The organism is Thalassospira sp. CH_XMU1420-2 (assembly GCF_037029325.1).
Taxonomy (GTDB): Bacteria; Pseudomonadota; Alphaproteobacteria; order Rhodospirillales; family Thalassospiraceae; genus Thalassospira; species Thalassospira povalilytica.
The window spans coordinates 994,142-1,015,126 of record NZ_JAYMEG010000001.1; the positions used below are offsets into that span (position 1 = coordinate 994,142).

The window sequence follows — 20,985 nt, forward strand, 5'->3', positions numbered from 1 at the left end:
CGTTCAATTTCAGACGATGCTGTTGGTTTGCCATGGGCGGTGGATCCCTGGGGAATGACGGGATATCCGCATCAAGTCATTGACCGTTTTTGTAGCGACGATCCCGACCGCCCGGTCATCCTGACAACAGATGAGGTTTGGTCACGAAAGCGCCTGAAACAAACGTCAGATGCGATTGCATGCGCCTTGATTGCCAACGGTGTCGGGCGTGGTGATGTTGTTGTTGTGGCGCTTCCGAAATCGGCAATGGCGATTGCCGCCATTCTGGGTGTCTGGAAGGCGGGCGGGGCTTTTGTTCCCGTGGACCCACAGCACCCCGAGACCAGAAATCAGCACGTATTGAAAGATTGCGCTGCTCGTTATGCTGTTACCACCGGCAGGGATTTGACGGTTCTTGGTCAGCAGGCGCTTGATGTTGTTCTTGTCGATGAGCTCGACATGTCGGAAACCGATTTCCTTGCCGTCTCCCCGCTTGCCGATCAGCTTGCCTATATTATCTACACGTCCGGTTCGACTGGTAAGCCCAAAGGGGTCATGGTGGATCACGGCCCGTTGATTGACCATCTGAATGCTACCGGGCCGATCTATCTGATGGATGAAGATTCGCGAGAATTACCGTTTCTTCCATTTTCATCGGATGGCGGTCATGAACGCTGGATCGTGCCGTTGATGGCGGGTGGCAGTATTTTGTTGCCTGACCAATTGCTTTGGACGCCGGAAGACACGGTTAACGCCATTCGCAAACATGGCGTGACCCATGCTTCATTTCCGACCAGCTATGTCCATGAGTTGGCAGGATGGCTTCGCGAGAAAGGTCTGACTCTTGATCTGACACTTTGTTCCTTTGGCGGTGAAGCGATGCCAAAGGAAACCTTCAACCGGATTGCGCAGGCCATCAATTCTCGTTATCTGATCAACGGTTACGGTCCGACGGAAACCGTGATGACACCCATGTTGTGGCGTGTCGATCAGGACCGGCTTTGTGAAACCGTTACAGCCCCGATCGGAAGACCGGTCGGAGATCGTTGGGCCTATATCCTTGACGCGGATGGCAATGCGGTCGCACCCGGCGAAATCGGTGAGATACATCTTGGCGGCTATTGTGTTGCGCGTGGCTATAACAACTTGCCTGAGAAGACCGCCGATCTGTTCATTCACGATAATTTTGCGCTCAATGATCATGCACGAATGTATCGCACCGGTGACTTGGGCCGCTTCCTTCCCGATGGCATGATCCAGTTTGCCGGACGGGTGGATGATCAGGTTAAAATTCGTGGACATCGTATCGAGCCGGCAGAAATTGAAACAATTTTGCGCGGCTTTGACGATGTTGCCAACTGTGTCGTCATCGCGGCTGAAATTGCTTCGCGGCTGGAACTGATTGCCTACGTCGTGCCGCGTTCCGGAGCATCGGTTGATACGCGGTCAGTTCGTGCGCGTTTGCAGGACCTGCTGCCAAGCGCCATGGTGCCTGGTTACATCATCGAAATGACGATGTTGCCGCTTAATGCCAATCATAAGGTCGACAAATCACAACTGCCGCTGCCGCGTCGCGAGGGGGCCATAACCAAGCCAGCCAATGACGACGAGGCCGCTTTGCTGGAAATTTGGAAATCCGCGCTGGGTCTTGATGAAATCGGCGTGACCGATAATTTCTTTGAGATCGGCGGGAATTCGATAACTGCCCTGCGTGTATTGGCTAAAGTTCGTGATCGGTTTCCTGAACGTAACGCTGAAATTACCGATCTTTTCAACTTTCCGACCATTCGAAGCTTTTTGTTGGCGCTGTCTGAGCCTGACTGCAAGCCTGGCGCGGATATCGTGCATTTGCAGCAAGGCAAGTCCGATCAGCCGGTTCTTTATTGCTTCCCCGGGCTGCTTGTCAGCACGCGCGAATATATGAAGCTGGTGAAAAGCCTGGGCGAGGATCAGTCCGCTGTGGGCTTCATGTGCCACTCGCTTACAGACAATCAGGAACTTGATGTTTCGGTCACCGATATCAGTTCGCGTTATGCAGAGCTGGTTTATCGGGAAGCGAAGGGACGCACCTGCGCCTTTCTGGGGTGGTCCTGGGGTGGTTTGCTTGCATACGAAGCTGCGCGAATGCTGGGCAACGACATCGATTTGCGCGTGATCGGGATGGTCGATGTCTGTGACATGGACGATGATTTTGATCTGAACGCACGGCCAAAATTCCAGCCGGGGCAGCGGGCCGAGATTGAAGGGCGCATTCGGGCCTGGTTACAGAAAACCAGGATGCGCGAAGAATGGGAACGGCTTCTGGCGCTGATGGATGACCTTGCCTATGCGCAGTTTGTTCATTTTGTGGGGAAAAGCGAATTCGGGCTGCCCACGGACGGGCCGGGGATTGGCACGCGCGAACATACGTTCTGGGTGTTAATCGATAATGCCCTTGTTTTCCGCCGTCACGAACTTCGGCCCTATGACGTGCCGATCGCTTCTTGGCTTGCCGGCGATACGGTCAGTCGAAAACTTGATCTGATTGATTGGCAGTCACTTTCACGTCTTGCCGAGGCCCCTGAACATATTCCCGGGACGGATCATCTGACCATCATCGGTGATCCGGCATTCCACAAGCGGTTTGGCAAACGTTTGACGAGCGCTTTCGCACAACCAGCCGATAGTAAGTTTTCAGGCAAATAGAAGGACTTGAACGATGGATAAATTGGATCTTGTCGGGATCGGAATTGGTCCTTTCAATCTTAGTCTTGCTGCGCAGCTCGACGGGGTTGCTGATGTGTCTTCAATCTTTCTCGAGCAACGTTCAGAATTTGCCTGGCATCCGGATATGATGCTGCCCGGTGTCGAGCTTCAGACGTCATTTCTGAAAGATTTGGTGACGCTGACCAATCCGACCAGCAAATGGTCGTTCCTGTCGTACATGGTTGCCCAGAAACGGATGCTTGATTTTATGAACGCCGATTTCGCTGCTGTGCCAAGGCGGGAATTCGCAGCTTATCTGAAATGGGTTGCAGACCATCTGGATGGTTTGGCCTTTGACAGTTCAGTGCGCGAAGTCACGTTCGATGGTCAGGACTTTAAGGTTCGCACGGATCATGCAAGTTACGTCGCGAACAATCTTGCCATTGGTGTCGGCAAGCCTGCATTTGTTCCTGCCTGGGCGCGCCAGCTGCCCAAGCATAAATGCTTCCACACAAGTCAGGCAAAGTCGAATTTGCCAAAGCTGCGCGGCAAGAGAATTGCCGTCATTGGCGGAGGGCAGAGTGGTGCTGAACTTGTTGAGTATCTGCTTGGCGGCAACATCAAAGATGTTGAAGAAGTTCTCTGGTTGTCGCGGCGCGACAATTTCGAACCTCTTGATGATACTCCTTTTGTGAATGAATATTTCACCCCCGGATATGCCGATGTGTTCGCAGGTTTGCCGGATGCCTGCAAACAGGATCTGATGTCTCGGCAAAAGCTTGCCAGTGATGGTGCATCGCTTTCGACGCTCAAGTCGATTTATCAACTACTATACCGGCAGCGTTACCTGCAGGAGGGCAATGTTGCCGGCCGGCTTCTGCCGCAACGTGAAGTTTTTCAGGTTCAGCAAGACGGCGAAGCAATGAGGATTGCGGCCCGGAACGGGCTCAATCAGGATGTCGAGTTCTTTGATGCGGATGCGCTGATTTTGGCAACCGGTTATGAAACAACATTGCCGGAATTCATGGCGCCACTGCGTTCACGCCTGGAAGTAGGGGCGTCTGGTGCGTACCGTCTGGATGCGGATTTCCGTGCCCAATGGGATGGACCATCGGACCGCAACATCTTTGTTCAAAATGCCGGCAGGATCGATTTGGGGATCTTTGAGCCTCAATTAAGCTTGATGGCTTGGCGAAGTGCCAAGATTGTAAATGCACTGACAGGCAAGAACGTCTTCAATCTCGATCAAAATCCGCCGATTGTTGACTGGGTTGCCGGAAGTGGTGACCTGGCTGGTGGTGCCGTCGTGCAAGCGTGGGGCTAGGGATTGCAAACTGAAATCTGCAGCCTGTTCGACGTTGGGAACAGGCTGCAGATCGGGAAACCTTATGCCGGACGTGTCAGTTCTACATTATGAAGAGCCTGACGGCATCGCTGATCGGCCTGATGGATATATGCGCACACAGATGCTTTGGAGACACCGATATCCTTTGCTATGACGTTTTGTGCGAAACCATCCACGCGGTGACGGTAAAATGCAGTGCGCACGTGCGATGGAAGTTCCTTCAACGCGTTTTCGATGATGCGAAGGGCTTGGCAACCACTTAGGCGTGCCTCCGGGCAGTTGGCGTTTCCAGCCGGACAAAATTCGGTTTGGTCACTGTCAGCGAAAAGAGTGCGTTCGAACGTAATTTGGCGGACCTTGTCGATTGCCATGTTTCGTGTAATTCGCGTAATGAAGGCACTTGGTGTGGTGACCTCGTCATCGATCTGTGCTGTTAGCAGTTTGGCATAGGTATCTTGAACAATGTCATCCGCCAGATGGGGGCATTTTACGATAGATCGCGCCACGCGTCGCAATTTCCCTTCTTGATTTTTGGCAATGGTTAGCAAGGCTTGTCGTTGAAGTTGGCCTTTGGGAAGTGGATCAGTTTGGTTCGCTTGATGCATTTCCATGTGTCTCCGTTGGTTTGCTCGTTAGTGAAAATAATAGTCACTTGCAAATCTGGGACGTGGTTTGCACTCTCCACTGGGTCGATCACCATTTGTCATTCGGACGGATCTGACGCACATCAGATCCGTCCGTTGTTCATATGACGGGATTTTCGCAGAGACTCAGTAAGGAATTCTGCAGTGCGGATCTATGCCACAGGAAGGCAGGATACCTAATGGAAGTCTAAAGCTTTGCCAGCGGGCAGGTCGGGCAAATGTCGACGGATGTCAGCAGGTAGCGAAGGCAACAGACGCGTCTTGATGGACTGCCATCCTCGGATTGTTTGGTGCTATATGGATTTGCCATCGGGTTTCGATTGCCATCAGGTCGCTTGGCATCGCTGATCAATGGCAAAAGCGATATCCGGGTGTTTTTCAAGACATGTTTCTCAACGTAAGAAACAACAACACCGATATTTGACCAGAACACTTTTGGTGAGACCTTTGACGATGCAGCCAGTGACGCAACCATCGGTTCAAGATGGCCGTCAATCAGGCTTTCAAGATGTGTCCAAGGATCAGGTGCAGCTGATTGGTCTTTCATGTCAGACAATTGCCAATCTCGAATGTCGAAGCCTGTAGGGCATTGATTGTCATCTGTTTTCAGGCTGATGAAACCGGGCTGAAATGGGAGTACGACTTCGCCCGCTGCGGCCACAACCAGCATCGGGGATAAAAATATTCCGAAATACCATTGTGACCACATCGAAATGGCAGCCCGGCGATCATCATCCGGATATTTTGCCTGGCAATAGTGATCAAGAATTGGTGCGAGACATTCAGGATCATGGAGTGCGAAGCAGTCAATTCCGTTGCTTTGCGCGGCCAGAATATGATGTCGGTCACCGAGCCCCTGATAGGGACCCTGAAACAGGTCGGTCTTGATATTCGACAGTGCGCGGGTGATAGGTGCATGGCCGACGGAAGAAGAAGCGTTGTTTTCAGAACCGTTCTGGAGGGGAAGCGAGTTCATCATGTTGCACCTCTTCCGATGCGTAAAAGCAGCCAGACCATGATTGGTCCTGCGATGATGGCGGCCATCAGTCCGGCCGGGATTTCCCAGGGGAAGAATAACATCCGTCCAAGCCAGTCAGCAGCGATCATCAAGGCCGCCCCGATCAGTGCTGCCCCGACCATATGCGACAATGCATGACGCAATCCGGCCAGTTTTGCCAGATGTGGAGCAATCAGACCCGCAAAGCTAAGGGGGCCGACCAATAAAGTTGCCGCCGCTGTAAGGATCGATGCAAACAGCAACATCACCCCGCGCGAGAGTGAAAGATCGACACCAAGGGACTTTGTTGTCACCGGCCCCAATGGAAACAGGTTAAGCCAACGGGCAAAGGCCGGCAGGACGGGCAAGGAGGCAACCGCGATGCTTGCCAGTATCGTCGCACGGTCAAATCCAAGGCCGTAAGTAGACCCGGAGCTCCATGCCAGCAGGCGTGTTGCACGGGGATCACCACCGGCCATCAGAAATGCGATAAATCCGTCAAACAATGCGCTAATCGCTATACCTGCGATCAAAATTCGTTCCGGTGCATAGCCGGACTTGCGGGTGAGCGCAAAGATCGCCCCCAAGGTGATAAAGGCGCCAATCGTTGCGCCCGCTATTTGCAACCAGGCCGTTGGGGCATCCATCGAAAACACGATCGCGATCATCCCGATTGCTGCACCTGCACTGACGCCAAGGCTTTCGGGACTTGCCATCGGGTTTGCCGTCATGCGTTGTAGCACGGTACCCGCAATCGCCAGCATGGTCCCGGCTGCCATCGCACCGAGAATACGCGGACCGCGCCAAGGCCAAACGGTTTCAAGCGCGCCATTCCATTGAAGTTCCCAGTCACCGTGAACGTCACGACCGATCAAGATCGCACCCGTCACCACCACGAACACACCAGTCAGAACAAGCAAATGGTTTCGAAGGTGACCCCGGTCAGCTGTGCTGACGGCGATCGTGTTTTGTGGCGGTTGTGCGTCACTTCGAAGTTGCCGGATCAGGATGATCAAAAGCGGGCCACCCAGAATACCCGTCAGGGCACCGGCTGGTACCAGTGTCCCGATATATCCCGATAAAACCTGCACACCCTGGTCTGCGGCACATAACAGCAAGGCGCCAAAAACCGCAGACATCATAAGTTTTGTTCGTAATCGCCTGATGCCAAGCATACGTGTGATGGCCGGACCGGCCAGCCCGACAAATCCGATGATGCCAACTGCGGCAACAATTGTCGCCGTTAGCCAACACCCGATCAAAAGACATAGCAGTCGCAGTCGCGTTGGCGATGCGCCAAGGACGGTTGCCTGATGATCACTGAGATTAAGCATCTCAAGCGGGCGGGCCAGGGTAACTGCAATTGCGGCGCCCACCATGACCTTTACGGTCAGTGGTTCAAGGATATACCAACCGTCTTGGGTAAGGTCGCCACTCCCCCATATAAAAAGACTTTTGAGCCATTCATGGTGGATGATCGCCAGCGCAGTTGTCACTGCCCCGCAATAGAGCGCGATGATCATGCCCGTCAGGATGACGATCAACGGCGAAAAGCCACTGCGACGCGCCAAGGCAAAAACCAGAAATCCGACACAGAGGGCGCCCAACAGTGTGATCGTATCCTGACCAATCACGAGTGCGCCTGGCACATAAAGGGTCACCAGTGTCAGCGCCAGCTTTGCGCCGCCCGCAAGCCCCAATGTAGACGGCGATGCCAAGGGGTTCTTTAACGTGTGCTGAAACAGTCCACCGGCAATCGCAAGCCCGGCACCCGCGACAAGCGCAATCAAAAAGCGGGGGACCCAGCCCTGAGTGAGCAACAATGATCGCGTATCGGATCCGCTGGCAAGGTCGATTATTTCGGTCGGGTTCAAGCTGCCGACCTCAATGTCGAGCGACAGCAGGGTTAACACAGCTGAAAGGATGCACAGCACAGCCGGAACCGCATTTAGTTGGATGGGGTGTCTTCGCATGGCTTGGCTTGTCATGATGCGAATTCCCCATGATCTGCACTTTGCGCTGTCAGACTGCTGGCAAGAAGGTCTGCAAACCGCCCGGCGGCATAGAGCCCGCCAAATGTCGCAACTGGTGGCATCGTGATCAGTCCAAAGCGCTTGATGGAGGGGAGCTCCGATAGGATCGGGCTATATTGAATGGCACGGTCAACAGTGACGGGAACCGGTTCGATCGCTATGAGAACTGCGTCTGAATATTGCGCGATCTGATCAATTGTTACGGTGGCAAAACCCCAGTGATTGGTGGGACCTGTCCAGGCATTTTTGATGGGAAGTCGATCAATTACATCCTGCATCAGGCTGTTTTGCCCATAGACGCGCATATGGCGCGGCGAAAGCATGCTGGTGACAAGCACCGAGCCGGCCCGCGGCATGGTCAGCCTGCTTGCCGCCTGATCTATCTTACTTTGGGTATTGGAAATCAGTGTATCGGCAGCATGCGGGTGCCCAGTAACGTCAGCAATTTTTCGTGCCGCTGCCATCGCATTCAGGAAGGGTGTTTTCTTCCTGTCGTAAATGTCGATTTTCTCAATCGGGGCCAGATCGGAAAGACTGGCATATTGGTTTGCATAGAAACTGCTGGTCAATATCAGGTCAGGCTCAAGTTGCGCCAATCTTTCCAGACTTGGTTGAAAGCGTGCCCCAAGATTGATGACGCTTTCCGGAACTTCTGGCTTCTGAACCCAGGCGCGATAGCCAGGCACATCGGCCATGGCCAGTGGAACAATCCCCATGGCAAGCGCGGTTTCAGCAATTGCCCCATCGGCGATGACCAACCGTTTGACAATGTTCGCCATAGCAGGATGTGCGAAGGTTGCAGGCAGAATTGGCGCAAGCGTTGCGAAGGTGTATGCACCTGTAATGCCCTTGAGAAAAAGCCGTCTGGAGTATGCGCGATGGTTTTCATGCATTGAAATTGTCCCCATCACACATTGGCAAGGGCAATCGGGTGCCCGTGGGCAGGGTGGGGATGCACCAGCATATCCATACCAAAGATGGTGCGAAGCATTTCTGACTGCATGATTGTTGAAGGCGGCGCATCTGCAATCAAATGACCGCCTTTAAGAGCGACAATCTGATCGGCAAATCGGGATGCCAGATTGATGTCATGCAAGACCGCAATAATGCAAAGGCCATCCTGTTTGCAAAGCTGTTCGAGTAAAAGCAGGATTTCGTATTGATGCGAAAGGTCCAATGCGGAAATCGGCTCATCAAGCAAAAGACAGGGGGCTTGCTGTGCAAGTGTAACCGCGATCCAGGCCCTTTGGCGTTCGCCACCTGAAAGTGTGTTGACCGCGCGTTTGCGAAGCGGGCCTAGTCCAGTCAAAAGGATAGCGCGTTCAATAGCTTGTTTGTCATGTTCGCGCAGGCGGCCAAACGGTCCATGCCATGGGTAACGTCCAAGCGCAATCAACTCTTCGACGGTATAATCTGCGCCGTGCCCCGGGTCCTGTGCAAGATAGGCAACGCTTTTGGCAAATTCGCGCGCACTAAACTGTTCCACGTCATTCCCGTCAAGCGTGACAGACCCACTTGTTGGTTTGTTCAGTCCGGCGAGCATTTTAAGTGCGGTGGATTTTCCGGACCCGTTATGTCCGACAATCGCCGTCAGGCAGCCTGCACGAAAAGTCACGGATATGTTGTTAAGGAGTGTCACACCCTGGGCCGTTTCAAAGCAGGCCTTTTGCATTCCAAGGACAGCGGGACGATCAGATATATCCATGGCCATAATTTGCTCTCGATAAACGCAGAAAATCCGCGGTGAACGCGGATTGCGAGATTTGGTCCGGGGCGCAATCGCGCGCCCCGGAATATTCGGTTACCAGTCGTATTTCAGAGTTGCGGCGATGGTCTGTCCTTCGATCTGGTAGCAGTAACCATTGTTACAGATACTGGCATCGTTATCGGCAAGGTTGGTGCCGTTAATCGCAAGGGTCAGGCCTTCAAGCTTGTTACTAAGTGCGGCAAAGTCATAGCGGATCGCAGCATCAAGCAGCGTATAGGGCTTGTTCTTGCTGGTGTTGGTATAGTTGGCATAGCTTGAGTCGGTGTAGCGAACACCGGCACCAAAGCCCCATCCATCAAGCGGGCCTTCATTGAAGGTGTAGTTCGCCCAAGTGGATGCTGTTTTTTCCGGTGTTACGAGCGGGGTATTGCCGCGATAGGAACCTTTGACGATTTTGGCATTGTTGTAGGAAAGGTTCCCGACCAGGCTAAGGTTCTCGGTTACATTGGCGCTGCCTTCGAGCTCAAGGCCACGCGTTTCCAGTTTGCCGATTGAGTCATAGTACGAACCGATAGACCCGCTATAGCCAGCATAGCGTGCGACATTGTCCTCGGTCAGGCGATAGGCGGAAACCGTGAAGAAGCCATCAAACCCGACCGGTTCGAATTTGATTCCGGCCTCATACTGCTCGCCCTCGGTCGGGGTGAGCATTTTGCCTTCGGAATTCTGACTGGTGCTAGGCAAAAAGGACGTACCCCAACTGACATAGGGCGATATGCCGTTATCAAAGGCATAAAGCGCACTGAGGTTAAAGGTCGTTGCCGTGTTGTAGTCGGTCGAACCTTTATTGGTCAGTCGACTGATACGTTTGCGTTCAGCATAGTCAAACCGCACACCACCATTCAAATGCCAGTTGCCAAGTTCAATCTGGTCCTGAACATAGATGCCGGATTGATTGTAGGTTACGTCATCAAATGTTGTGTAGGCTGGTGTCGTGCCGGAAATCGACCGGTTGGGATCATTGAGATAGAAGATGTAGTCACTGAGTACACCGCTTGAACCGAAACGGTAATCCGACTTGGAATACATCAGATCAAGACCGGTCAGGACTTCGTGTTTGGCATCGGCGGTCTCGAAAGTCGTGATGACCTGGTTGTCGACCTGCGCGCTCCAGAGGGTTTCCTCAACTGCCTGTGCTGCGCGATGGTATTCCGTATTGGAGTTCTTCCAGCCGCCGCCGGTCACGCCGCCGGTCAGGTAGCGTGCCTCAAGATCGAAATACCCGAAGCGCGCTTTCTGCGCCAAAGTGACAGGCGCGTTGTTCAGGTCATGGGTCAAGTCATAGCCGACCTGGAACTGATCCTGCTTCTGGTAGTCGTAATCCGCGTCACTGGTCCGGTAATCAAGGATCGCGCCATTAAGGTTCAGAAGGGTTGCCGAGGCATCCGTTTCGTCATGCTGGAAAAGGGTATAGATGGTCAGATCGGTATCCGCGTTGGGTTGCCAACGAATTGTTGGCGCGAACATTTGCCGATCATCCTGAATTTCGTTGCTGGTTTCGCCAAAACGCGCCATGCCAACAAAGCGTGATGCCCAGGTCCCGTTTTCTGTCAGGCCAAGATTGTAATCAAACCCGCCTTCGTATGAGTCGGTGTTGGTGAAGCGGCCATAGACATTGTTTTTTGCACCAAGGTGGGGGCGTTTGGTAACACTGTTGAGCAAGCCACCCGGTGTTGATTGCCCGTAAAGAGCCGCGGTGGGACCCTTTACGATTTCAAGCTGTTCAAGGCTGTAGGGTTCGGTGCGAAACGTCGCATAGACGCCTGTCATCTGGCGCAGGCCGTCGCGGTAATCGCCATAAATATGCACAGGGTAGCCACGAACATAAACCTGATCAAAGCGCGGATCATATCCGTAATTGTTGGTTGCTACCCCGGCGGTATAAGCAACTGCATCTTCGATGCTGGCAACGGCGCGGTCTTCGATTTCCTGGCCTGATACGACGGAAATACTTTTTGCTGTTTCAATCAGGGCTTTGCTGGTTTTTGTACCTGCACTGCTTCGCGTGGCGACATAGCCATGTGCGAGGTCCTCTGAGTCCTGGGCGTTTGCTTCGACATAGACCGGGTCAATGACGTTTGCTCCGCTGCTGTCTGATGTTTCCAGCTTGGTAAGGGAAACCGTATTCTTGCCAGTAAAGCGATAGCTGACGCCACTGCCGGAAAGAAGGATTCTCAATGCCTCGGCAGGGGAGTGTGTGCCGTTAAGGGCCGTGCTTTGCAATCCGGCAACCCGATCGACATCATAAAAGAGTTGCAGATTGGTCTGATTGGCGAAGGTCAAAAGCGCCTGATTAAGGTCCTGAGCCGGGATGGAAAAATCGATTGCGGATGATGTGTCACTTTGCGTTTCTGTATTTTGCTGCGCGGTTGCAGGCGTCGATACCCCGGCAACAACAATACCCGCAGCCAATGCGACCAAGCTGACGCTATGTGCCAGACGATGGCCAAACCCGTTTACCAATCCGGCTTTGCCGGTTTTTATTACCTGCATTACGCAGCCCCCCATTCTCGAAAGTTTTTCCGTAACGCAAATGATTGTCATTTGCTTGTATTGGATGAGACGGGATTTGCGTTCAGACTCAGTAAGATAAATTTCAGTTTTTTTGATTTTTGTGTCGATAAAGACCAGAAGCCCAAGAAAAACGGGCCTCTCAGAATGCAGAAATCCTTAGTAAAGAACGGTCATTAGCGGGGTTATCGAGATATTCTGAACCCCAAGTTCCCGTGCAATCAGTTCCAGTCCGGCCTGGGGATCGGTCATGTCAAAGACACCGCTGACAAGCTTGCGTGCCGCAGTCTCGTTCGCAATCATGATTTTGCCGCGCTGGTACCGCGAGAATTCCGAGACAACTTCGCGCAGTGTGACGCGATCAAATATCAGTTTGCCTTTTTGCCAACTAAGCGCCCGGTCGGGTTTGATTGTGGACACCGGGCTGATTGAATGGCGGTTATAACGGACGGCCTGATTTTCCGCCAAGATCGCTATGTGTTCTGATGTTGCCGAGTTTGGCTTGACTTCAACCTGATGTTCCAACACGGCAACATTGGTGTGGTCATCAAAGCTGTTGACGATAAACCGGGTGCCCAACGCCTGCACCTGGCCATGCGGCGAGGTGACGGTGAAAACACGCTTGTTCGCACGTTCCATGGGGACAGCTTGAAAATCGGCAAGCCCGCTAATCAATGCGATGTTTCGGATTTGATCGGTAAACTGAACCGCGATTGCACTATCGGGGCCCAAGGTGACGGTACTGCCATCCTCAAGTGTAATGGCCCGCACTTCCCCGACAGCAGTGTGATAATCAGCGCTGAGGAAAATGGTCGGGTCACCAAACATAACGCGCGTAGAAGCAACCGCCAGCAGCAAGCTTGCGGCAAGTGCGACGTAGCTCCAGCGGCGTTTCTTTGCCGATGGGGCCTTGGATGACTGTTTTGCCGGATGTTTAAGCTCGACAACCTTTGATGAAGGGCTTTCGGTTGTGCGATCTTTTGATCGAATTGCTTCATCCATTACAGCAAGCGCGTTGTTGGCCTCAATGAAAGCTTGCTGGTTTTCCGGTGCGGCATTCAGCCAAATGTGGAGCTCTTCATGTTCAGATGTGCTGAGGTCGCCATTGATCATTTTCGCAACCCAATCGGCCGCGGCCAGATCAATGTTTTTCTGTGTTTCTTGCATCTGGCTCACGTTACCAACCCGCACTTGCCGACAACCCGGACAAAGCGTCCTTATCTGTTGGACGATAAAACTGCAAGAAATGCGTAAAAACTTTGTGCAATTTCATGACCGGCTTTCCCGCATGCGCTTCATCACATGGGCAATAGCGCGCGCGACATGTTTCTGCACGGAGCTGTCAGAAATGCCGAGCTGTTCAGCCGTTTCGCGATAGGTCAGCCCTTCAACGCGCACAAGAGTAAAGATTTCGCGCGTTTTTTCAGGCAGCTCATCAAGCGCGCGGCGTACATATTCAAGCTCAGACTGCCCTCCGACGATCTGTTCTGGCGAGGGTGAATTATTGGGAATGACATCAAGGGGAATGTCATCGGCACCGGCAACCGGGTTTCGCTTTTGTGCCCGAACGTGATCAATCGCAAGATTATGGGCGACGCGGTACAGGTAGGAACGGACATGGGTGACTTCGTTTGCCTTATCGGGGCAGGCATGTTCCGACACACGCAAAAATGTCTCTTGTGTCAGATCCATTGCTGTATCTGCATCACGCAAAAGGCGTGTCAGATAAATCTGCAATTCCCTTTGGTGAGACTGAAAGAGTTTTTTGAGGTCCGTTATTGCCAAGTCACATACCTGACTAAGGTGATGGGTTTTTATGGAGTTATCAAAAATAATACTCATTCGCAATTAATTAGTTGTGCAGGGTGTATGAAATTTGCATCCTGCACGTGTGTAAGGTGAATGTGTGTGGTTGCCTGAATACAGCTTGGGGAAAGCAGCCATCTTCGTCGGGCCATACAGAAGCAGTCTGAAAAGTATGAGGTTAACCGTCATGTTTGCGGAAAGCTGCGTCGTGCAAAAGCTGGCATTAACCCGTGATGGATCCTTCGAAGGCTTTGGTGCCCCGGATATTTTGAAAGCGACCATTGCAATAATTGACAGGCAACGCCTTGGTCCGCAGGAAATCGAAAGTCTGGCGAGCAGATATTTACATACACACGAACAGCAAAGACGGCTGTCTTTCGAGTTTCCTCAGCGACGTGACAGTTTCACAATCGGACGGTTGGCTGCGAAGCTTGCTTTGAAATGTCATCTCGATGATGTGTCACCACATGATATCGCCATCGGTAGCGGTGTTTTTCACCAGCCTATTATTCTGGGTACATCTGTCGGGTGTTGTGAACTTGGTGTGTCGATTTCTCACTCCGACGAGATTTGTGTTGCCGTTATTCACCATAAAGGTCACCCGATCGGCGTCGATGTTGAGCAATTGGCGGAGGCCGACATTGTGCCCGTTCTGAATGATGTTGACGCGAGTTTGCGGCAGCAGTTCTTCGAGCTTTCTCTGAATGAGTATGAGGCTGCATCCATACTTTGGTGTGCACGCGAAAGCTTGGGCAAGGTGCTGACAACAGGTATGACTGTGCCGCCCAAACTGTATGAGCCGACCTCAGTATCGGAAGTCGGGGCAGGGGTCAGATTGAACTACAAGACCTTCACACAATACCAGACACAAGTTATGCCAATTGACAAAGCATGGTTGGCGATAACGCTTCCTGCGCAGACAAAGATTGATTTCGGGTGGCTGGAGGCACTCAGCAGTTGGCGTGCCTCAACTATTTATTCCCGGAGTGCGAGGCGGTTCTAGGGGAGAGGAGAAATCTCAGAATTTATGGAACTTAACATTGGTTCTTCCGCTGCAGTTTCACTGCTCTATTCCTTTTTTCGTCTAGGCGCATCTACCTGATATAGAGACTGTGTAATTTGTCATCATGCGTGATTATGGGTTTGTTGGGACTTAAGGGGTCTTGCAGAGTTTTTCGATACGCCCGGAACTGTGCGCTTCTTTCAGGTATGTTTCGATAAAGCGTGCACCGTCCTGGTTTTGTACCGGGGTTCCGATGGCTTGTTCGATGAACATGAAGGGTTCTGACAGCATGCGTAAGGCCGGGTTGCGGGTGACATATTTTGCCATTGCCGGGCGTATGCCGGCAGCAACATCGATCGTATTGTTCATCAACATTTCATCTACTGGTTTTGAGCCAACAGTTCGAACAATTTTGGCATTTTTTAGATTTCGCGACAGATACAGGTCATAGGCTGCACCCTTTCCTACGGCAACAGTCACGCCTGTTTGGTCAACTTCCTTATTTGAGTTGATTGGGGAGTCCTTGCGCACAAGGTAGCTGCCTTCGATCAGGAAATAGGGATTGCTAAAGGTAATGCTTTCGGAACGTTTTGGATCCCGAGCGACGAAGGCGAAGTCCCATGCGTCTTGCGAGGCTGTTTCGACGACAGCGCGGGCAGAGTTGAAAATCTCAAGCGTGTAAGGCAGGTCAAGTTCACGTGCGATGTCACGGGCGAGATTGACCGTTATTCCCCCGACTTCGCCGCTTTTGGGATCGACACGGGTCAAAACGCTGTTGCCGATATTGATTGCAAATCGAATTGTTCCCGACGGAGCAATCCTGCTTTGAAGTGACATTCAGATTTCCTCCTTTGAGCTCGGAAAAGTGGTTTATTCGGGTTGTATGCTGTTGAGTCCAAATGTATCTAGTTGTGAGTTGTTTTGAATGTCCACCACAATGCGAAGGCGGAAAGATGCGAAAGAAACAGGGAAAGCCGAGCGGATCGAGCGCATATGACATGCTGCTTGATGCGATTGACTGTGGTGATCTTTCGCCGGGCAGTCGTTTGCGCGAAGTGGAAATTGCCGAACGCTTCGGGATTAGCCGCACACCGGTGCGCGAAGCCCTTAAACGGCTTGAACAGCAGGGGTTGGTTACGCATGAACCCCATCACGGTGCCGTTGTTACAGTGCTTGATTACCGCGAGGTCGGGGAACTTTACCTTGTCCGAGAGGTGATGGAAGGAACAGCAGCCCGTCTGGCTGCCCTTCATGCCACGGATGTGGAAATCAATGTCCTGCGCGAAATGGTTGAGGCCGACCGGGAGTTTGCCGACAATCCCGGTGAGCTGATGCGTCGCAACAAGCTGTTTCACCGACAAATTCATCTTTTGGCGCGTAACCGGTTCCTTGATGATCTGCTTGAAAATATGCGGGTTTCGCTGGTGCTGCTGGCAGGGACGACGCTTGCCATCCCGAACCGCGGTGCCCAGTCGCTTGATGAACATCAGGAAATTGTTAATTCGATCGCCCGGCGAGATCCGGATGCGGCGGAAAAGGCGGCACGTGCGCATATTAACAACGCCTATCGTGCCCGCATCAGGTTGCAGGCAGACCTCGAACAGTAAGATATCCTGGTGGTATTGCATCATAGATATCGCTGGGCAATCGGCGCCCCGATCACAACAATGAACACCCGGCAAACGTGATGAAGCGATACAAAGGCGGCATCGGCACCAACAATGATGGCCAAAAGCGTCATTTCCGCCTGACCACCAGGTGCATAAGCCAAAATGGTGTCGAGGAAATCGATATTGCCAAAGACTGAAATCATCCCTGCAAAGGTTGCGGCGAGCATGAAGATCAAAATGCAAAAACCGACAGCAGCCCCCGCCGCAATCATGATGGTCCGCCTGTCCGAACCGGCGTAACGGCATCCGATTGAAATTCCGACGATAAGCTGTGCAATGATCATGATTTCAACCGGTGGGCGGTGGGAAATTAGCCCGGTCATACTCATGACAGCAGCGGCCAACATCGGGCCGATGATCGTTGCACCCTTTATCCGCAGTATACCTGCGATAAACCAGCCGCCAAATGCGCATGTCAGGATCAGAAGTTCCTCCCGTAACGGTATGTCTGCCCAGTGGCTGCCAACTGATTGTCCGCGGGAAAATTCGATCCCGAGTGCAAGGCTCAGAAATAGCGGCAAGATGACGACAACCGCAAAGGCACGGGTGGCCTGGACGATTGATAGAACACGGACATCTGCGCCGGCAGCAGCCCCGAAGGCAATCATGTCGGGAAGGCCGCCGGGCATGGTGGAGTAATAGGCCGTTGACTTGTCAAACTTGCAGATACGATGAAAAAACGGAAAGCCGATCAGCGCCAGCACAGCGAGATAGATTGGAATGAAGGCGAGGCTGAAGGCCATTTCATCAATCCGTTCCAGCAAGGCGGGTGTAAAGGATGCCCCGATGGCAACGCCCAGAAACGTGCGGGCAGGGGCGAGAACGTGCTTGCTGCTTGATGTCTTGATACCAGCAACACTGGTAATGGCAGTGGTCGCGAGTGGGCCAAGCAACCATGGCAGAGGCACAGCAAGTTGTTCGGCGCCAATACCACCAACAATTCCGATCAGTAATGTCAGAAGAAGATTGGGTAGTTTGCTGGGCAATTTGATCATCGGGCACCTGTGACAAAGAAAAAAGGGTCTTTGACGGTCATCGCGGATAAAAAATGCCCCGCTACTTGTGCTGTGTAGCGGGGCAGGTGTTCCCGGAATATCGCTATGCTAGCGGGAACGGGAGATCCCAGATTTCCTGAATCAAGCCGCGTGGAAAATAAAGATGCAGCAAATAGGACATCAGCGACACAGCGGCGAGAACGCCACCGGCAACCAGTGCTGCCCGCTTCCAGCTAAGCCCGGAGCGCAGCGCAAGGAAGGCGAGCAGGAAAACGCCGATTGCCAGCCAGTATCCCAACAAGGCTGCGGCAAGAAGCAATCCTGTAATCCAGCCCAGATGCAGCCAGATCCCGGACTTGTATTCAGAAACGCCGTCACCGGTCGGGAGGTCGATATCTTCCATATCGGGATTGCGCAGGCCGCCACGCGATATCCGCCAGATCAGGATCATCGACAGCAACAGCATGGGAACCGCGATAACCTGGGTAAAGATATTGCCCTGCCAGGTCAGGTCCTTGGTGAAGAACAGGGCAAAGGCGGCCATTCCTGCCATGGTCAATGCCATCAGATATTGGGCCGGGTTTGCCTTGGTTATCGGGTTGTCGGGGGCTGCGAGATTCTGTTTTTTCAACAAACGCAATCCACCAAACAGGGTAACGGCACAGATCGCCAGCAAGATCAGGAAGATCGGACGTTCAAAGACCGCCCAGCCATAGAATTGCGAAGTTTGGTAGAAGTTGGTTTCAACCCCGTTTGACAATACAAAGCCGATCATGAGAGCGGGGCGTGGATATCCGAAACGCCGCATATAGATGGCAAAGATACCAATGGCCATCGCAAAAATCAGGTCGCCCCAGCTGCGGGAGGACTGATATGTTGCGAAGATCAGTAATACGATCAGGAACGGTGCAAGAAGACGTACATTGACCCGGGTGAGTTGGGAAATCGGTTGGGCCAGCATGACACACAAGGCCGCCCCGATCAGGTTGGCAATCGCAAGCGACCAGATGATCACGTAAACCGTATCGATTTCGTACTTGATCATGTTCAGACCGGGCTCAACACCGAGCAGGATCATACCACCCAAGAGCACGGCTGTTGCCCCTGATCCGGGTATACCAAAAATAAGGGTCGGAACAAGCGATCCGCCTTCTTTGGCGTTATTGGCGGATTCCGGTGCCAGAACGCCGCGAATATCGCCCTTGCCGAAGTTCTCTTTGTCCTTGGAACTCTGCACCGCATGACCGTAGGCGATCCAGTCAACAACTGATGCGCCAAGGCCAGGCAACATACCGACAAGCGATCCGATGCCAGCGCAGCGCAAGATCAGGAATTTGTTGCGTAGGGCATCTTTTACCCCGGTAAGCCAACTGCCCGACAGCTTGGTTTCCTGTGACACGGATGTGTCTCGGCGCAAAAGATCGACAATTTCCGGGATGGCAAAGATGGAAATCGCAATCACCATCAACGGGATGCCGTTAGACAAATACAGAACGTCGAAATCCATTCGGTATTCATTGGATGTCGGCGTCATGCCGACCATGCCCAGGAGGAGGCCGAGCATTGACGCAATCAACCCCTTGATAAAGGAGCGACCTGCCAGCAATCCAACCATCGAAAGTCCAAGGGCTGCGAGCATCAGCATCTCGCCGGTGCCAAATGACAGTACAACCGGGCGGGCAATTTGAATGATTGCGGTCAGAATGACAGCCCCGATTAATCCGCCGAACAGGGATGCGGTAAAGGCCGCCGCGAGTGCACGTCCGGCTTGTCCCTGTTTGGCAAGTTCATAGCCGTCCAGAACTGTGGCCTGTGACCCGACAGATCCCGGTATGCCGATCAGGACGGCCGGGAATGTATCGGCCGTACAGATAACAGCCATCACACCGATCATCAGGGCCAGACCGGAAACCGGATCAAGCCCGTAGACAAAGGGCAAAAGAATTGCGAGGCCGACGGTGCCGCCAAAGCCGGGAAGAACCCCGACCACAAGCCCCATAATTACGCCGCCAACGAGATAAAGTATCGACGCTCCGCTGAAAATTTGCAGAAACGCGCCGCCAAGTGCCTCGACCATAAGTGTCGTCCGCCCCCAAGGTTTATTCTATACGGGAAGCCCGGCGCCACATGGTGGCACCGGGTAGAGAGCTGCTTTGAATTGGCTTAGTTAGAGAAATTGTATTTCTCTTTGAGCCAGTTGGTGATCCACGCCTGGGCTTCTTCGGGAACCTCGGTGGCGTCTTTCATTGCTTGGACGACCTGATCGCCAACAATGATTTCATAGTTGCCAAGCTCGTCTTTCAGAACCTTTTGCGCACGCGGATCTGCTGCAACTTCTTTCATTGCGGCACGATAGGTATCAATCACGTCCTGATCGCTTGATTTGGGAAGGACGATAAATTTTTGGGTGCCATATCCGGCGGTAAAGAATGCTTTCCAGCTATCCCATGCCGGGCCGGACGGTTTTTTACCGTGAACCTTTTCATAAACTTCCGGGAAGCTTGGCACGTCAGGGAAAGTTGGATCACGACCGATGGAGCCATCTGCCTGAAGGGCGCCAAGAGACATGAAGGGGACCATTTCGCCTTCTTCTACCAGCGGCACAACGTGCTTAAGGTAGGTCGGGGTCGTTTGGTAGTCGATATTGACTTCGTTGCGCTGGATCGCCTGACGGGTCAGAGCACGGCTTTTCATGCCGAATACGGCCTGTACATCAAGACCAAGCATTTCAAACGCAAGCAGCGGTACCAGATCAAGTGTCGAAATGGCCTGAGAGCCAAAGACCAGTTTCATATCCTTAAGCGTGGCAAAATCGTCAACGCCTTTAACGCCGCTGTCTGCGCGCAGATAAACCATCCCCCCAATCGGTGAGGCCAGCACAGGGGCCCAGTCAGCATAGTCATAACGGACACGCTTGTCGCCAAGCAGGAATGGGAATTGCACAGATCCGGTGGTGCCAAAAATCATTTCGCCGCCCGGTTTCATGCGTCGATGGAATTCGTTCGAGCCACCGATAGCACCGCCTGTTGTTTCATTGACAATAATTACATCCGGATTACCCGGCAGTTTTTCAGCGATGAAGGGCTGCAATGCGCGCGCCCAAGTATCTGTTCCGCCCCCTTCTTTGAAGGGCACCCAGAATTCGATTGTCTTGCCGGTATAGTCAGCAGCAGATGCCACTGTTGGAAGCAAAAGTGCGCAGGCAAATGCTGCGGACATCAGCTTTTTCATGTTCGTTCCTCCGTGACCATTTCTCTTGATGCCAAATGGCGGATGCATGTGCATCCCGACCATTGGCATTGCTGGTCTGTTAAATCCGACGCTGGTTGGTTTTGTTTTTGGCGTCGGAAACCTGATTGCTGTTTTCCATGCGATTGACGCACCGCTGGCTTAGAGACCTGAACGGATTACTCTGGAAGTTCCTGATCACAGATAGCGGTAAGACAGGTTTGGGTCGTGCTGTCGACAACAAGGTTTCCAGATGCGTATTGGCGGTGTGTCAATCTTCAACCCAAGGCTATGGACAGGCTGGATGGATAGGAAATTGAA

16 protein-coding genes are annotated in these 20,985 nt (G+C 52.7%); 4 read left to right on the top strand and 12 right to left on the bottom strand.

Annotated elements, in window-relative coordinates; translation table 11 throughout:
* The first annotated feature begins 54 nt into the window (after positions 1-54).
* A complete protein-coding gene (locus WA429_RS04425) occupies positions 55-2,664 on the top strand; it encodes an amino acid adenylation domain-containing protein (protein ID WP_287466733.1) in 2,610 nt (869 codons plus the stop codon).
* 13 nt (positions 2,665-2,677) lie between these two features.
* Positions 2,678-3,988, top strand: a complete 1,311-nt coding sequence (locus WA429_RS04430) for a lysine N(6)-hydroxylase/L-ornithine N(5)-oxygenase family protein (RefSeq protein ID WP_287466732.1) — start codon at positions 2,678-2,680, stop codon at positions 3,986-3,988.
* Between the two features lie 62 nt (positions 3,989-4,050).
* On the opposite strand, the gene WA429_RS04435 is transcribed toward WA429_RS04430, so the two are convergent.
* The 8 genes from WA429_RS04435 to WA429_RS04470 all read right to left on the bottom strand — a co-directional run bounded on the left by WA429_RS04435 (position 4,051) and on the right by WA429_RS04470 (position 13,804).
* Entirely contained in the window at positions 4,051-4,614 is a 564-nt protein-coding gene (locus WA429_RS04435) for a sigma-70 family RNA polymerase sigma factor (protein WP_206926917.1), read from the bottom strand.
* A gap of 226 nt (positions 4,615-4,840) precedes the next feature.
* Complete coding sequence (gene fhuF, locus WA429_RS04440; protein ID WP_287466731.1) at positions 4,841-5,629, bottom strand: siderophore-iron reductase FhuF; 789 nt, start codon at positions 5,627-5,629, stop codon at positions 4,841-4,843.
* Positions 5,629-7,638, bottom strand: coding sequence for a Fe(3+)-hydroxamate ABC transporter permease FhuB (gene fhuB, locus WA429_RS04445; protein WP_336107170.1), 2,010 nt, complete (start codon positions 7,636-7,638; stop codon positions 5,629-5,631). Before fhuB ends, fhuF begins: the two co-directional genes overlap by 1 nt.
* Positions 7,635-8,576, bottom strand: a complete 942-nt coding sequence (locus tag WA429_RS04450) for an ABC transporter substrate-binding protein (RefSeq protein WP_287466730.1) — start codon at positions 8,574-8,576, stop codon at positions 7,635-7,637. Before WA429_RS04450 ends, fhuB begins: the two co-directional genes overlap by 4 nt.
* A gap of 14 nt (positions 8,577-8,590) precedes the next feature.
* Complete coding sequence (locus tag WA429_RS04455; RefSeq protein WP_324788354.1) at positions 8,591-9,394, bottom strand: ABC transporter ATP-binding protein; 804 nt, start codon at positions 9,392-9,394, stop codon at positions 8,591-8,593.
* Between the two features lie 90 nt (positions 9,395-9,484).
* Entirely contained in the window at positions 9,485-11,944 is a 2,460-nt protein-coding gene (locus WA429_RS04460; RefSeq protein ID WP_287466729.1) for a TonB-dependent siderophore receptor, read from the bottom strand.
* A 177-nt stretch (positions 11,945-12,121) separates the two neighbouring features.
* Positions 12,122-13,129: a FecR family protein gene (locus tag WA429_RS04465; protein WP_287466750.1), complete on the bottom strand. Its 1,008-nt coding sequence runs from the start codon at positions 13,127-13,129 to the stop codon at positions 12,122-12,124.
* Positions 13,130-13,231: 102 nt separating this feature from the next.
* Positions 13,232-13,804 (bottom strand): RNA polymerase sigma factor, encoded by a 573-nt coding sequence (locus WA429_RS04470; RefSeq protein WP_336107172.1) that lies wholly within the window; start codon positions 13,802-13,804, stop codon positions 13,232-13,234.
* Positions 13,805-13,955: 151 nt separating this feature from the next.
* Here WA429_RS04470 and WA429_RS04475 point away from each other — a divergent pair, with 151 nt between their 5' ends.
* Positions 13,956-14,771: a 4'-phosphopantetheinyl transferase family protein gene (locus WA429_RS04475; RefSeq protein WP_287466727.1), complete on the top strand. Its 816-nt coding sequence runs from the start codon at positions 13,956-13,958 to the stop codon at positions 14,769-14,771.
* A gap of 150 nt (positions 14,772-14,921) precedes the next feature.
* Here the strand turns inward: WA429_RS04475 and WA429_RS04480 are convergent, their stop codons facing one another.
* Positions 14,922-15,608 carry a transporter substrate-binding domain-containing protein gene (locus WA429_RS04480; protein WP_228196292.1) on the bottom strand — a complete coding sequence of 229 codons (687 nt, stop codon included), beginning with the start codon at positions 15,606-15,608 and terminating at the stop codon, positions 14,922-14,924.
* A gap of 116 nt (positions 15,609-15,724) precedes the next feature.
* On the opposite strand from WA429_RS04480, the gene WA429_RS04485 reads away from it, so the two are divergent.
* Positions 15,725-16,378 (top strand): GntR family transcriptional regulator, encoded by a 654-nt coding sequence (locus WA429_RS04485; RefSeq protein ID WP_287466726.1) that lies wholly within the window; start codon positions 15,725-15,727, stop codon positions 16,376-16,378.
* A 20-nt stretch (positions 16,379-16,398) separates the two neighbouring features.
* Here WA429_RS04485 and WA429_RS04490 read toward each other — a convergent pair whose 3' ends face one another.
* From WA429_RS04490 to WA429_RS04500, 3 genes are all read right to left on the bottom strand, one after another.
* Positions 16,399-17,427, bottom strand: coding sequence for an AbrB family transcriptional regulator (locus WA429_RS04490; protein ID WP_287466725.1), 1,029 nt, complete (start codon positions 17,425-17,427; stop codon positions 16,399-16,401).
* Between the two features lie 112 nt (positions 17,428-17,539).
* Positions 17,540-19,513 carry a tripartite tricarboxylate transporter permease gene (locus WA429_RS04495; protein ID WP_287466724.1) on the bottom strand — a complete coding sequence of 658 codons (1,974 nt, stop codon included), beginning with the start codon at positions 19,511-19,513 and terminating at the stop codon, positions 17,540-17,542.
* An 86-nt stretch (positions 19,514-19,599) separates the two neighbouring features.
* Positions 19,600-20,667 carry a Bug family tripartite tricarboxylate transporter substrate binding protein gene (locus tag WA429_RS04500; RefSeq protein ID WP_082817811.1) on the bottom strand — a complete coding sequence of 356 codons (1,068 nt, stop codon included), beginning with the start codon at positions 20,665-20,667 and terminating at the stop codon, positions 19,600-19,602.
* Between the last annotated feature and the right edge of the window lie 318 nt (positions 20,668-20,985).

Excerpts from the sequence above, each read along its gene's own strand:
- WA429_RS04425 (WP_287466733.1), top strand. The coding sequence starts at position 55 with ATGACGGGATATCCGCATCAAGTCATTGACCGTTTTTGTAGCGACGAT.
- WA429_RS04430 (WP_287466732.1), top strand. The coding sequence starts at position 2,678 with ATGGATAAATTGGATCTTGTCGGGATCGGAATTGGTCCTTTCAATCTT.
- WA429_RS04435 (WP_206926917.1), bottom strand. The coding sequence starts at position 4,614 with ATGCATCAAGCGAACCAAACTGATCCACTTCCCAAAGGCCAACTTCAA.
- fhuF (WP_287466731.1), bottom strand. The coding sequence starts at position 5,629 with ATGAACTCGCTTCCCCTCCAGAACGGTTCTGAAAACAACGCTTCTTCT.
- fhuB (WP_336107170.1), bottom strand. The coding sequence starts at position 7,638 with ATGACAAGCCAAGCCATGCGAAGACACCCCATCCAACTAAATGCGGTT.
- WA429_RS04450 (WP_287466730.1), bottom strand. The coding sequence starts at position 8,576 with ATGCATGAAAACCATCGCGCATACTCCAGACGGCTTTTTCTCAAGGGC.
- WA429_RS04455 (WP_324788354.1), bottom strand. The coding sequence starts at position 9,394 with ATGGCCATGGATATATCTGATCGTCCCGCTGTCCTTGGAATGCAAAAG.
- WA429_RS04460 (WP_287466729.1), bottom strand. The coding sequence starts at position 11,944 with ATGCAGGTAATAAAAACCGGCAAAGCCGGATTGGTAAACGGGTTTGGC.
- WA429_RS04465 (WP_287466750.1), bottom strand. The coding sequence starts at position 13,129 with ATGCAAGAAACACAGAAAAACATTGATCTGGCCGCGGCCGATTGGGTT.
- WA429_RS04470 (WP_336107172.1), bottom strand. The coding sequence starts at position 13,804 with ATGAGTATTATTTTTGATAACTCCATAAAAACCCATCACCTTAGTCAG.
- WA429_RS04475 (WP_287466727.1), top strand. The coding sequence starts at position 13,956 with ATGTTTGCGGAAAGCTGCGTCGTGCAAAAGCTGGCATTAACCCGTGAT.
- WA429_RS04480 (WP_228196292.1), bottom strand. The coding sequence starts at position 15,608 with ATGTCACTTCAAAGCAGGATTGCTCCGTCGGGAACAATTCGATTTGCA.
- WA429_RS04485 (WP_287466726.1), top strand. The coding sequence starts at position 15,725 with ATGCGAAAGAAACAGGGAAAGCCGAGCGGATCGAGCGCATATGACATG.
- WA429_RS04495 (WP_287466724.1), bottom strand. The coding sequence starts at position 19,513 with ATGGTCGAGGCACTTGGCGGCGCGTTTCTGCAAATTTTCAGCGGAGCG.
- WA429_RS04500 (WP_082817811.1), bottom strand. The coding sequence starts at position 20,667 with ATGAAAAAGCTGATGTCCGCAGCATTTGCCTGCGCACTTTTGCTTCCA.